Annotated in this window: 8 protein-coding genes and 1 tRNA gene; 5 read left to right on the top strand and 4 right to left on the bottom strand. The window is 36.6% G+C overall.

Annotated features, from left to right (window positions below):
• A complete protein-coding gene (locus GQR56_RS00160) occupies positions 1-396 on the bottom strand; it encodes a hypothetical protein (protein ID WP_024610445.1) in 396 nt (131 codons plus the stop codon).
• A gap of 167 nt (positions 397-563) precedes the next feature.
• Between GQR56_RS00160 and GQR56_RS00155 the strand changes: the two genes are divergently transcribed.
• The 4 genes from GQR56_RS00155 (at position 564) to GQR56_RS00140 (ending at position 7,567) form a co-directional block, all read left to right on the top strand.
• Positions 564-639, top strand: a tRNA-Ala gene (locus tag GQR56_RS00155).
• A gap of 181 nt (positions 640-820) precedes the next feature.
• Positions 821-2,083, top strand: coding sequence for an extracellular solute-binding protein (locus GQR56_RS00150; RefSeq protein WP_024610444.1), 1,263 nt, complete (start codon positions 821-823; stop codon positions 2,081-2,083).
• Complete coding sequence (locus tag GQR56_RS00145) at positions 2,083-5,301, top strand: response regulator (RefSeq protein ID WP_166108764.1); 3,219 nt, start codon at positions 2,083-2,085, stop codon at positions 5,299-5,301. Before GQR56_RS00150 ends, GQR56_RS00145 begins: the two co-directional genes overlap by 1 nt.
• A 58-nt stretch (positions 5,302-5,359) precedes the next feature.
• Positions 5,360-7,567: an EAL domain-containing protein gene (locus GQR56_RS00140; protein WP_166108916.1), complete on the top strand. Its 2,208-nt coding sequence runs from the start codon at positions 5,360-5,362 to the stop codon at positions 7,565-7,567.
• 82 nt (positions 7,568-7,649) lie between these two features.
• Here GQR56_RS00140 and GQR56_RS00135 read toward each other — a convergent pair whose 3' ends face one another.
• Both GQR56_RS00135 and proB read right to left on the bottom strand, forming a co-directional pair.
• Positions 7,650-8,897 (bottom strand): glutamate-5-semialdehyde dehydrogenase, encoded by a 1,248-nt coding sequence (locus tag GQR56_RS00135; RefSeq protein ID WP_166108763.1) that lies wholly within the window; start codon positions 8,895-8,897, stop codon positions 7,650-7,652.
• Positions 8,894-10,000 carry a glutamate 5-kinase gene (proB, locus tag GQR56_RS00130; RefSeq protein WP_024610440.1) on the bottom strand — a complete coding sequence of 369 codons (1,107 nt, stop codon included), beginning with the start codon at positions 9,998-10,000 and terminating at the stop codon, positions 8,894-8,896. The genes GQR56_RS00135 and proB overlap by 4 nt, the downstream gene beginning before the upstream one ends.
• Positions 10,001-10,871: 871 nt before the next feature.
• Between proB and GQR56_RS00125 the strand changes: the two genes are divergently transcribed.
• Positions 10,872-12,719 (top strand): sodium:proton antiporter, encoded by a 1,848-nt coding sequence (locus GQR56_RS00125; RefSeq protein WP_166108762.1) that lies wholly within the window; start codon positions 10,872-10,874, stop codon positions 12,717-12,719.
• 70 nt (positions 12,720-12,789) lie between these two features.
• Here GQR56_RS00125 and GQR56_RS00120 read toward each other — a convergent pair whose 3' ends face one another.
• Complete coding sequence (locus GQR56_RS00120; RefSeq protein WP_024610829.1) at positions 12,790-13,428, bottom strand: tetratricopeptide repeat protein; 639 nt, start codon at positions 13,426-13,428, stop codon at positions 12,790-12,792.
• Positions 13,429-13,504 lie beyond the last annotated feature (76 nt).

Genomic DNA, 13,504 nt, shown 5'->3' with positions numbered 1-13,504 from the left:
TTACAAACAACGCCCTCTTAATTGCACACTTAAATCTCGCCATATAACATCATTTACTTCATGCTTATTATCGCAATATTTACGCTCTTTTAATTCTTGGTTTAATAACTCCACCGCTTGGTCTTCTAACTGCAGCTTTAAAACACTCGACTCTTCGAAATGCTCTTGTTCAATATACTGCTTAACCTCACCACGGCTTGGTCTATTGTTAGGACCGCGATCAAGATTAAAATTTTCGCGATTCTTTGCTTTTACCGAAACAACATAAGCAAAAAGCTTATTTCCTTGTTCATCTTGTTTTTCATGAAACTGTTTATTATTTATTTCAAAAGGCGGCTCATCAATTGAAGAGCAACCAGCAAGTAAAACCATGAGCGCTAGAACACATTTTTTCATTGTTTTTTATCGTTTTAGTTTCAAATTAAGCTGAGTCTATCAAAAATTGACGTAAACAGTGAAAATTAGTAAAAAAATACTTGACCAAATATGCAAAAAAACTTAAAGTTCGTCCCGCTTGAAACTCAGCAGTCAAGCTTTTATGTAATACATAAAATTAGGAATGTGGGGCTATAGCTCAGCTGGGAGAGCGCCTGCCTTGCACGCAGGAGGTCAGCAGTTCGATCCTGCTTAGCTCCACCACTTTCCTACACTTCACAAAGCAAAATCTCTTTCTTTATTTCCTGTAAATATATTCTTAGTAAATTTTTATTCTGCCTCTTAATACACAAAATTATTTATTTATAATTAGTAACTTCAACTTGAGCATTTACAAGTTCTTAGCTATACATAATGTTACGTGTATTAATACTTTAGGCTTAAAATGGATACCCCTAAGCGCTCGACGCTAAAAAAGCTAGCAGTTATAGGCTTAACCGCAGGCGCTATTACACACGCACCTTATGTATTTGCTCGTAAAAAAGTAACTTTAAGAGTGCTTGGCACACACGTTACCTTGCAAGAAGCTATTCGAAAGCAAGCAATGAGCGACCTAGGTATCGATATACAATTTACCCCAGCAGGCAGCGCAGCTGTATTACAAAAAGCATCAATGAACCCCGGCTCATTCGATTTATATGAGCAATGGTCTAATAGTATAAATGTGCTCTGGGGTGCTGGCTCTATTCAGCCAATAGAAAAAAAACGACTAACCCACTTTAACGAAATAAACTCACTCACTAAAACGGGAAAACTTACAGCAAACGCCAATATTGGTGCTGGCGACGCCCCCTATAAATTATTAAATGTGCAAGCAGATGGCAGTTTAAGCGCACAAGAAAGCGATCATATTAGTTTTTTACCTTACGTACACAATGTTGATTCATTTGGCTACAACACTAAATTTATAAAACCCGGTATAGCCTACGAAACAGAAAGCTGGAGTTGGTTATTAGATGATGCCAATAAAGGTAAAGTGGGTATTGTAAACGAGCCTACAATTGGTTTATTTGACCTAGCACTTGCCGCTCAAAGTAAGGGGCTTATTAAATTTAATAATATAGGCTCAATAACTCGCTCAGAACTAGACAGACTTTTTAAAATTTTACTCGATTTTAAACGCCAAGGTCATTTTAATGGTTACTGGAACTCAGTACCTGAATCAATCGAATTTATGAAAAGTGAACGCGTGCATATTGAAAGTATGTTTTCGCCTGCCGTTGGGGCACTCAATAGCCAAGGCGTAAATGTACGCTTTGCTGCACCAAAAGAAGGCTACAGAGGGTGGCACGGTGTCATGTGTTTATCATCACAAACGCAAGATAGCGTAAAAGATGCTGCCTACGATTATATGAACTGGTGGCTCTCAGGTTGGCCTGGTGCTTTTATAGCTCGCCAAGGGTATTACATTAGCAACCCACAGCGCTCAAAAGCTCTGCTATCGTCTTCTGAATGGGACTATTGGTATGATGGTAAAGCAACCAATATTGATTTATTAAACACTAATGGCGAAATAGCAGTAAAAGCGGGAGAGCAACGCAATGGCGGAAGCTATCTAAAACGCCTTAGTAATATTGCAGTATGGAACACCGTTATGCCAACATATGACTATAGTTTACAAAAATGGTATGAGTTGATTAGCCGCTAATGAAAATACGATCTATAAAATCAAAAATAATTTTAGCTTTATGCCTACTGATAAGCTTATTAATTTTACAGAGCTACTTTTTTAATTATTCACAAAAGTCACTCTTAAGCTTACAAAAAAAACAGCATAATGCGCTTATTCAAAACGAAAGCGTAGCTAGCTTAGAGAACGATGTTATTTCTTTGCAAAGCCAAGCAATTGCATTTGTAGATCACGCCAATGAAAATACAATTGAAAAGTTTAGCTTTTATTTATCAGCTGCACACTTAAACCTAAACTTATTAAAAACAAATACCCTTCAACGTACACCTGAATACCAAAAAACATTAACTCGTATAGGCGAATACCTAAACAACTACCAAGAAACATTCGATCAAGTTGTTATTAACAGAGCTAAGCGAGAGTTAGTTTACGCAACACAGTTTAAACAACCTATTACTGACTTAAAAAAACAAATAACAAATTTAGAAACCAACGCCAACATTAAAGATAAAGGCGCCTACACAGATATATTACTGACGATTAGTAACTTAGAGCATGCATCTGTAAGTTATTTATACAAACCAAATTTTGATGAAGCACAAAATGTTAAGCAAAACCTCCAGCATTTACATTTAAGACTTATTAATATGCCACAAATAAAGGGAGCCCTTATAAATAATACAGCCGATTTAAAACAAGCCCTCAATCAACTTGTGCTATTAACGCGTGGCTATACCTTTTCGATTAATGTGGTACTGACTGGTATTGAAAATGAGCTACTTTATTTAGCTAATCAAGTTAAAGTTACCGAACGAAAAGAACTACAAATAACTGAAGACAAACTAACGTCTCAACTAGTTACAAATACTGAGCGAGCAAATATGTTTGCGGGGTTAATAATGATTATAATTGCATTAGTAAGTTACCTTATTTTTAAATCAATTATTAAACCAATTAACCAGTTAACTCAGTTACTTAAAGATATGAATAATGAAAAACAAATTACCTTATCAAACACTAATAGTGGTCAAACTGAAATCGCATCGGTAATAAGGGCAGCAAATACTCTTTATTTAAAAAACAAACAAACCAAAGAACTATTAAGTGAAACTCAAACACTTAATATTCAAATGGAAAAAATGAATAAAGACCTTACCTCCTCAATGGAGCAAACCCACGAAGCTAATAAAGCCAAAGGCGACTTTGTGGCAAATATGAGTCACGAGCTTCGCACACCAATGAACGGCATACTCGGTATGTTACAACTTTTACAAAGTAGCGCCCTACCCTCAAGACAAAAGCATTATGTTGATAAAGCATTTTCAAGTGCTTATAACTTATTGCATATTTTAAATAATATTTTAGATTTTTCTAAACTTGAATCAGAAAAGGTACAACTAGAGACTATTCCATTTACGCTGCATACTATTATTTCAAATGCACAAAACCTTTTTTCAACCAGTGCAAAACAAAAAGGACTAGCCCTTAACTTTACTTTACACGTAGATACAAGTTTAGAACTTATAGGCGACCCATTACATTTAAGCCAAATTATTAATAACTGCATTGGTAATGCTATAAAATTTACAGAGCACGGCGAAGTATCTTTAATAGTAGAAGCATCATCTCAGCATAAAAAAACAATAAATTTACGCTTTACAATAAAAGATACCGGTATAGGGATGACTGATGAGCAGTCAAAACGGGTGTTTCAATCATTTTCTCAAGGTGACTCAAGCACAACCAGAAAATACGGTGGTACTGGGCTGGGCTTAACCATAAGCAAGCAATTAACCACGTTACTTGGTGGAGATATACAGGTAAGAAGTGCATTAAATCAAGGCAGTGAATTTTTCTTTACTCTACCTTTTGTACTGTCGGAGCAACAAGCTCTTAAAAAACATGCTTTATTAATTAGCCCCAGTAGCGAGCAAATTAATAAATTAATGGACTTATTAAGCAGCACAAATATAACAACCGAAACAACGCAAGAACCGCTAAGGGCGATTGCTAAAATATCTCAACCTAACAACCCTTTTAGTATTGTTATTATGTCGCTTGAGAAAAAAGAGTTAAAAGATAATTTTATTTTACAGCAACTAGAAACACAAAATAAAAGCACTGAAAATAAACTGCTACTGATATTGCTTATCAGTGATGAAGAACATCCCGAGCAACTCCCTAAAAATAATAATATAGATATTACTGTTATTGGAAATATACATACAGAAACACAACTTTTAGAAAAGTTGTCTCCAAAAGCACCTAAAACTGAAAGCATACAATCTTTTCCTCAGTTTTCGGGTTTTAGTGCACTTATTGTTGACGATAACAAAATAAATCAAGAAATAATGGCAGCACTTTTAACAAAGTTAGATATGAATGTCATTATTGCAAATGATGGGGCTGAATCACTAAAGCTTGCTGATGAAAATGATTTTGATATTATTTTTATGGATATTCAAATGCCGATAATGGATGGGCTTGAAGCAACAAGAACCCTGCGTAGCAGAGGTTACACAACACCAATTATAGCAATTACTGCAGCAGCACATACAAACGATAAAAAAGCGGCCTTAAGAGCCGGTATGGATGACTTTTTAGCTAAACCTATTCTTTTAGATACACTGCATAAAAACATAGAAAAACACTTACAAAGCAATCGCACTTTAAGCACAATTAACTTGCCTTTAGCTAAAGAAAACATAGACAACAATGATGAACTATTAGAAAAGTTATTCTCTAAATTTATTAACGATTACAGTAGCTTTGCAAATAAAACCGAAAAGTTAATTAAGAATAATGAGATAAATAATCTTACGATCCTAATACATACGTTAAAAGGAATTGCTGGCACATTAGGGCTTGAGCTATTAGAGCAAAGTACAATAAAAGTAGAGAAAAAATTAGTAAATGAAAAAACAATTGAATTAGATAACTTTAATGAACAACTAACATTAACACTTTATGCAGTTAAGCAATTTTTAGTAACGAAAAACTTTCAGAATAAGAGTAAACAATTAGGCTCTCAAAAAGAGGATATTTCAGCTGTTGATGAAATCTACTCATTAGCTTTAACATCTCGACCAATACCAAGTAGTTTGATTAGGCAATTAGAAATGAATCAATATGATAGGGATCATCCCTTACTTAAACTTAAAGAAGCAATTGATTGCTTTAATTACCATTTAGTTATAGAGCTCATTGATCAGTATAGAAATAATAATAAAAACTAGACAATTATTGCCAATTTGAACTAGATTTAATATGCATAGAACAGAAGAAGGATTAAAAGTGCATTCAACGTATATCGCTAATAGCAATAAATTAAAAGATGAGCAAAGGCAAAAGCCTTTAATTCTTATTGTTGATGACGAACCTAGTAATTTACACGTATTAGTTGAAGGGCTTTTAACTGATTACGATGTACGTGTTTCTACCAGTGGTGAGCAAGCTTTAATATTTGTAGAGTCAACACGCCCCGATTTAATTTTGCTTGATATTATGATGCCAGGCATGGATGGCTACGAAGTATGTAACAAATTAAAAGCTAAACAAAACACTAAAGGCATCCCGGTAATATTTGTAACTGCTTTAACTGAAGAAGGGGCTGAAGAAAAAGGCTTTGCAATGGGCGCTATTGACTACATCCATAAGCCTTACAAATTAGCACTGGTAAGAGCGCGTATTCGCACGCATATAACAGCTCAAGGGATGCTAGACCGCCTCATTGAAAAAAACTTTGACTTACACGACAAGCTTCTCGAAATAGAATCTCTATCACAAGAATTGACCCAACGAGAAGAAGAATTAAAACTACTTTCCTCTAAGCAACAGTTGTTTTACCAGGCTTTAACAGGTACAGCTGACGGTGTAGTAATAACAGATAGCGATGGTAAAATAATTGCCGTTAACCCTTCTTTTTGTCGAATTACAGGATACTGTGAAGCTGACTCTTTAAAAATGCAATTACACGATATTAAGCAAAACAATCATCCTAGTATTAGTTTTGACCAAGTGTGGGGTCATGCAAGCAAAGCCGGTTACTGGAGTGGCGAACTTGTTACAAGACGAAAAAATGGCGAACTATATCCAGAGCTTTTAACACTAACAATGGTTAAAGGTGAGCAAGATACTAACGTACACTACATTGGTGTATTTAGTGATATATCGAGTGTTAAAATAACTCAAGAGCGTATTGATTATTTAACATGGCATGATGAGCTAACAGGTTTACCTAATCGAAATGGCTTTTTAAAGCAATTAGAGCAACAGCTTCAAACCTGCAATACGGATAAAACCTACGCTTATATTTATATTATCGATATTGATAGCTTTCACTCAATAAATGATGGTTTAGGGCTCCTTGCAGGAGATAATATACTTAAAGATCTTACTAAACGTATTCATACTCATATTGATAAAAAAGATGTTATTGCCCGTTTAGGCAGCGATGAATTTGCAACACTGTGTATTGTAGATAAAGGAATTGGCAGAGCTAGAGCCCAAACAATTGCAGAGCGAAAAGCCCAAGAGTTACTTATAGCAATAAATCACCCGTTTATAGTTAATGATCAAGAAGTAAGCTTAACGGTAAGTATTGGCACTTATATTTTTCCGCGTGAGGATCAATGGGAAAGTGCTATAGAAACAATTAGAAATTGTGAAGCTGCCTGTTACAAGGCAAAAGAAAAAGGGGGAAATAGAATCACCTTTTTCGATACCTCATTTGGTGAGCAAGCAAAACGTCGCTTTGAAATAGAGCAAGATTTACGCAAAGCAATTGCACAAAATGAGTTGTCTCTGTATTTGCAGTCGCAATTTGATCGCAATCAAGAACTTAAAGGTGCTGAAGTTTTACTACGCTGGGAGCATCCTCAAAAAGGGTTTATAAGCCCTGGTGAGTTTATATCTATTGCTGAAGAATCCGATATTATTTACGACCTAGATTGCTGGGTCAGCTCCAATGCACTTAAAATACTGGCTAAACTTGGGGAAACCCATCCACATTTAAATTTATCTATAAATATTAGTGGCAGACATTTTCATGAGGCACGCTTTTTAACATTTATCAGCCAACAAATTAAACAACACGGAATTAATCCTCAACAGCTTACAATTGAGATTATTGAAGGTACTCTTTTAAATCATATGGAGGCTGCAATTGAGGCTGTTCACCTTCTTAAAAAGTTAGGTGTTAGAGTATCTATAGACGATTTTGGTACAGGTTATTCAAGCTTAACCTATCTGAAACAACTGCCGATACAAGAACTTAAAATTGACCGCTCATTTGTATTAGAAGCACCAACTGATAATAACGATAAGTTAATTGTTGATATGATTGTGAGTTTAGGTCGTTTATTTGAATTAGACGTTGTTGCTGAAGGGGTAGAAAATCAATCGCACTTTGATTTATTACAAGAATATCCTGAGGTTATATTGCAAGGTTACTATTTGCATAAACCAGAGCCAGCAAATGATTGGCTCGAAAAACTAAAGTAATAAGCAATGGCTAAACTATTAGCCATTAAAATAGGAAAGCCGAGCATAGCTCGGCTTTTTAGTTTAATTTTATACTATTAACTTATTCGCGTACTTGGCCTTCACCATTCACTAAGTACTTTTCAGTTGTTAGTGATTCAAGACCCATTGGTCCGTAAGCATGAAGCTTAGAGGTTGCGATACCAATCTCGGCACCTAAACCTAACTGTGAGCCATCTGAGAAGCGTGAAGATGTATTAACCATAACTACTGACGCATCAACGCTACGTTGAAATAATTCTGCTGCAGTTTGGTTTTTAGTACAAATTACTTCAGTGTGGTTTGAGCCAAATTGAGCAATATGCTCTACCGCTGCTGTAAAGCTTGGTACTACACGAATAGCGATTTCTAAATCTAGGTATTCTTCACCAAATTCATCATCAGCTAATACTGTTGCGTTATCAAAATACTTAGCTGCTTGGCTATCTGCATTTATTTTTACACTCTCTTGGCGTAATACCACGGCACACAGATTTAAAAACTCATCAGCAACATCTTGGTGAACAACTAAGCCTTCAAGCGCATTACATACGCCTGTACGCTGTGTTTTACCATTAAGTAATAAGTTAATTGCCACTTCTAAATCAGCGTCCTTATCTACATACAAATGACAAACACCTTTGTAATGCTGGATCACTGGAATGGTACTGTTTTCAGTTACAAAATTAATTAAACCTTCGCCGCCGCGCGGTATTATTAAGTCAATACTCTCACGTTGCTGCATTAATTCCATTAATAGTGCACGGTCTGGATCGGGTATTACCGAGATAAGCGCTAAAGGTAAATTGTGTTTTTCAAGCACGCTATGCATTACGCTCGCGATTGCTTGTGAACTTTTAAGCGCTTCTTTACCGCCACGTAAAATAACACTATTACCTGATTTGAAACATAATGCGCCGGCATCCGCGGTTACATTTGGACGCGCTTCATAAATCATACAAACTACGCCTAGTGGTACGCGCATTTTACGAATTTTAATACCATTTGGACGCTCTGTGATATCACGCAGTTGACCAACTGGATCATCAAGGCTAACTATAACTTCAATGCCTTGCGCCATTGACTCAATACGCTCGTCGTTTAGTGTTAAACGATCAATCATTGCTGCTGGTAAACCGTTGTCGCGAGCAGCGCTTAAATCACTTTCGTTTTCTTTAATTATAAATGCTTTTTGAGCTCTAAGTGCTGCTGCTATCTCTGTTAATACTTGATCTTTTGTCTCGGTATCGAGTAAAGCAAGTGTTAATGCAGCTTTAGCTGCCTGACGTGAAATGTCTGTAATTAAGCTCATGACTTCTCCAATAATGCGATATATTTCTCAGATATTACAGGTCCAATTGAATCCTGCATTTTTTCACTGAATTCACTTTGTTCGTTGTCTGCAATAAAGTTCAACAAACAACTACTATAATTTGCGGTCGCTTTCGCTAACCGAGTGCCATCTTCACTACGAACTAAAATAGTGTCACCAACGGCAAACTCGCCGTGTACTTCCATTATTTCATCGCCGCGAATACAGCCTGTTTCACCTTCTAATGATTCATCAAATGATCCATCAACAACAACTTCGCCTTGCTCGTTTGCTGTGTGTGTCATCCAATGAACAGAATCTTGCATTGGTTTTTCGTATGGTAAGAATATACTACCAGGGTTTTCGCCAGCTAATAGTTGTGTAAATGTTTCTTCTTTAAAACCATTTATAATATATGTTGCGATACCATGTGAAGTCGCTTTTTCTGCAGCTTCTATTTTGGTTTTCATACCGCCCGTACCTACTGAACTTGTAGCACATCCTGCCATAGCATAAATAGATTCATCAATTGATTTTATTTCAGGCAATAGCACTGCATCATCATGTAAATTTGGATTTTTATCGTATAACCCATCAACATCTGAAAATATTAGTAATGCATCTGCATCTGCCGCAGCTGCTACCATCGCTGATAAATTATCGTTGTCACCTACTTTTAGATCATCGGTCGTTACAGCATCATTTTCATTAATGATAGGTAATACACCGTGCTCTAGTAAGGTAAATACGGTTTCGCGAATACTCTGATAGCGGTCATGGTCACGTAAATCACCATGAGTTAGTAATAATTGCGCTGAAGGAAAATCAAAAAAGCGATCCCACATTGCCATCATTTCAGTTTGACCTGCCGCCGCCATTGCTTTTTTCATAACAACAGTACGTGGTTTATCCGATGGGAATAAGTGTGCGCCTGCTGCTACAGAACCCGATGAAACTAAAATAACTTCAATACCACGGGCACGACAACGAACAATAAACTGTGCGATAGTTAGTAAATAGCGTGAACGACAGCCATCTTGATCTGGTGCAATTAAAGCACTACCTACTTTAAGTACAATACGTCGCCAATTTAACTTTTGCATAAGAGCTCAACTTTCCATTTTATCTGCGCTCATCTTTACTCGATAAGCTAAAACTAGGTAGCTACGTATAAAACATAGCTTCGAATTTGTCTTGTCATTTAGGCAACACTTTTTTACGCACGCGAAAAGGCCATATCTAAAACCATGGTTGTAGATTTAAGCTCGAGTATAAAGTAGCAACAACTCAATAAAATTGAGCGGTACTAAATCAGAAAATTTAAAAAGTGTTGTTTATGCATCGCTGTAAAAAGCTGTGTGAAGCTTTTCTATTAACAACATACATAGAGCCTCTAAAGTCTGATACACCGACAGATAGGGTGAAGACTTAAGGACCGAGATTTAACCGCCACGATGGGGATTAAATATTGAAAGGTAATAGTTCAACTCAAACCTTTGCTTACTTAAAAAATTAAATAAACTTGTTTAGCAAAACCATACCAAAGAGTTCGGTAAATGACATTTTGAGTATTCAAACTCAAATTTAACTGTTACTGCATGATTATAAGGTTTAAATATGACGCTAACATTAACGAGCCATTATTTAATAACAATAAACATACTTAGATAACTAATTGTTTGAACACGAAGTATAATACGTCATTTTGGGGTGTAAGATCAAGGCTAAAATTTAAACGGCATTGGTAATATTGTTTAAAACCTCTATTTTTATCCTTTATAATCAAAATATTAAGTTCCTTTTATGCGCTTTAATAAGACTCTTCGGTACTTTAGCAATAATTAAAGCTCACTAATCTTTTATAAGCAGCTAAAATTCATTAGTAATATTTGAGTTTCACGTGTATACCCCTGTACTAATAATTAACAAAAGTTATACTTTAAAATATCGTCATAAATAAGGAATTCTTAATCTATGTCAGCAATTTATATAGCCGGTATCGCACTTTGCTCTGTGCTTGCTCAATGGGTAGCATGGGCGTTTAAAGTGCCTGCTATTCTTTTTTTATTGCTTACGGGACTGTTATTAGGGCCATTTAGTGGCGTATTAGACCCAGATGCACTTTTAGGAGACTTACTGTTTCCAATTGTATCTTTAAGTGTTGCGGTGATCCTATTCGAAGGTTCACTCACATTACATTTTCGAGAATTAAAAGGCATTGGTAAAGTTGTTAGAAACCTCTGCTCTATCGGTATGCTTACTACCTGTATTGTTGTTAGCCTAAGTGCTTATTGGCTACTAGAGCTCAACTGGCGAGTTGCCGCAGTGCTTGGTGCTGTACTTGTTGTTACGGGACCTACCGTAATTGCACCTTTGCTAAATTCTATGCGACCAACGCAAGATATAGACCGCATACTTCGCTGGGAAGGGATTGTAATTGACCCTATTGGCGCATTGTTTGCCGTATTGGTATTTGAAGCCGTTATGCTTGTTGGGCAAGGTGAAATACTAAGCCATACAATTATCGCTTTAGTTAAAACACTCGGTGTTGGTTTAAGTATAGGTGTTGCTGCTGGTTGGATTACAACACAACTTATGCGTCGTGAGTGGCTACCATTTGAATTACATAAGTTTGGTATTTTAGCGTTAGTACTTATTAGTTTTTCTGTATCTAATCATTTAAGTCATGAATCTGGTTTATTAGCCGTGACTGTATTTGGTATTTGGCTTGCCAATCAAGACGATTTAGAAATTGATTCAGTCCTTGAGTTTAAAGAAGACTTATCAATGATTTTAATATCAACACTATTTATTTTACTCGCTGCACGCTTAAAGCTTTCGGATTTAATGATGCTCGACGGTGACGTATTTATATTTTTAGCTGTTGTGTTATTTATTGCGCGCCCGCTGTGTATTGCAATATCAACCTTTGGTACCGACTTACCAATGAAGTCGCGCTTAGTGCTCGCGTGGATTGCTCCGCGAGGTATTGTTGCTGCTGCAGTAGGTTCTGTATTTGCTTTAAGCATGATGGAAGCCGGCGTTGCCGATGCCGAAAAAATGGTACCGTTAATATTTACAGTAATTATCATTACAGTGGTACTACAAAGCTTAACAGCAATTCCTGTTGCTAAACTTTTAGGTGTACGTCAGCCATCTGCAAATACCATATTAATTATAGGCGCTAACCATGTATCGCGTGCAATTGGTCGTGGTTTGAAAGATCAAAATATTCCAGTGCATTTATCAGACCCAGCATGGGAAAACTGTAGGATGGCACGTATGGACGGCTTAGCCTGTTATTACGGTAACCCGCAATCAGAGCATGCCGAGCGTTATTTACCACTAACAACCATTCGTAGTGTATTAGCATTATCGCCAAATCGTCATCATAACGCGCTGGGAGTTCAATATTTTTCTCATTTACTTAATGAAAAAAATGTATTTTCGCTTCGCTCTTCAACGTCACATGCAAAAGCAAATAAAGACAGCGCAACGTTTTTATCACGACAAATACTGTTTGGTGATGAAGGCTCATACGCACGTTTAAGCAGCATGATTGCAAAAGGCGGAAAGGTGAGTGCGACTCGTATCTCTGATGAATTTAGTTGGGAGCAGTACCAGGAAATGAACCCTGAAGCTATTCCATTATTTATTCTCAAAGGCGATAAAGACAGCGATGACGATACACCAATTAAGCTAAGACCTTTTACAATTAACATGGAAAAGCCACCACAAGAAGGCGAACGCATAGTTGCATTGCAACCGCCTAAAATGTCGGTTTTGAAAGATCCGCAAACCAAGGCTAAAGAAGAAGTTTAAATACTTTTACTGCCTGTAGAAACGCAAAAACCCTAACTTAAAAAGTTAGGGTTTTGTTTTTTAAGAACCATTAAATAGGAAGACGAGCTCGGGCAACTACACTATCTGGCATTTTTTGCGCTAACTTAGTTAACGCTCGCTCAATTTTTTTATGAGTCGCCTTATCTGCCACCATGGAGTTAAATAACCAACGATACGCGTCTTCAAAGTCACGCGGGCTGCCATAGCCATTATTAAATAATTTAACTAAACGCAGCTGTGCTTTCAAATTACCTTGCGACGAAGCTTCACGCAAATAAGTAATTGCCATTGCTTTATCTTGTTGAACTAAACGCCCAGTGTCGTAGTAACGCCCTAGTTGCTCTAATGCAGCCGCTAAGCCTTGCTGAGCAGCTTTTCGCATATAATACACACCTAACTCTACATTTCGATCAACACACACGTTATAAGCCAGCATATCGCCATATAAAAACTGATAAGACGGCAGTGCCATTTTATTGGCTCGCGCCTCTATATCTTGCACTAACTGGCAATCATCTGCCTTTACACGCGCCAAATGCGTATTTTTATTTATTAATGCAATTAGCTCAGATTCAGTATACAGCGGTACTGCAGCTGGGCTTTCTGTAGCTAAGCTATTGGTTGATATAAATAAAGATAACGAAATTAACGAAAGCCTTAATACGCAATTATGAGTAAATAAACGCATGCTCACCACTTATAAAAATAAACTTATTAAATGATATACAAAGATCGTTCCAAGGTGAATTTTAGACACAAAAAAA

This window comes from Pseudoalteromonas sp. Z9A5 (genome assembly GCF_011378875.1).
Classification (GTDB): Bacteria; Pseudomonadota; Gammaproteobacteria; order Enterobacterales; family Alteromonadaceae; genus Pseudoalteromonas.
Note: the sequence above shows the minus strand (reverse complement) of the source record. Positions and strands in the feature narration are given on the sequence as shown.

Bases quoted from the DNA above. Each gene is read 5' to 3' on its own strand.
- GQR56_RS00135 (WP_166108763.1), bottom strand. From the start codon at position 8,897: ATGAGCTTAATTACAGACATTTCACGTCAGGCAGCTAAAGCTGCATTA.
- GQR56_RS00150 (WP_024610444.1), top strand. From the start codon at position 821: ATGGATACCCCTAAGCGCTCGACGCTAAAAAAGCTAGCAGTTATAGGC.
- proB (WP_024610440.1), bottom strand. From the start codon at position 10,000: ATGCAAAAGTTAAATTGGCGACGTATTGTACTTAAAGTAGGTAGTGCT.
- GQR56_RS00125 (WP_166108762.1), top strand. From the start codon at position 10,872: ATGTCAGCAATTTATATAGCCGGTATCGCACTTTGCTCTGTGCTTGCT.
- GQR56_RS00145 (WP_166108764.1), top strand. From the start codon at position 2,083: ATGAAAATACGATCTATAAAATCAAAAATAATTTTAGCTTTATGCCTA.
- GQR56_RS00120 (WP_024610829.1), bottom strand. From the start codon at position 13,428: ATGCGTTTATTTACTCATAATTGCGTATTAAGGCTTTCGTTAATTTCG.
- GQR56_RS00160 (WP_024610445.1), bottom strand. From the start codon at position 396: ATGAAAAAATGTGTTCTAGCGCTCATGGTTTTACTTGCTGGTTGCTCT.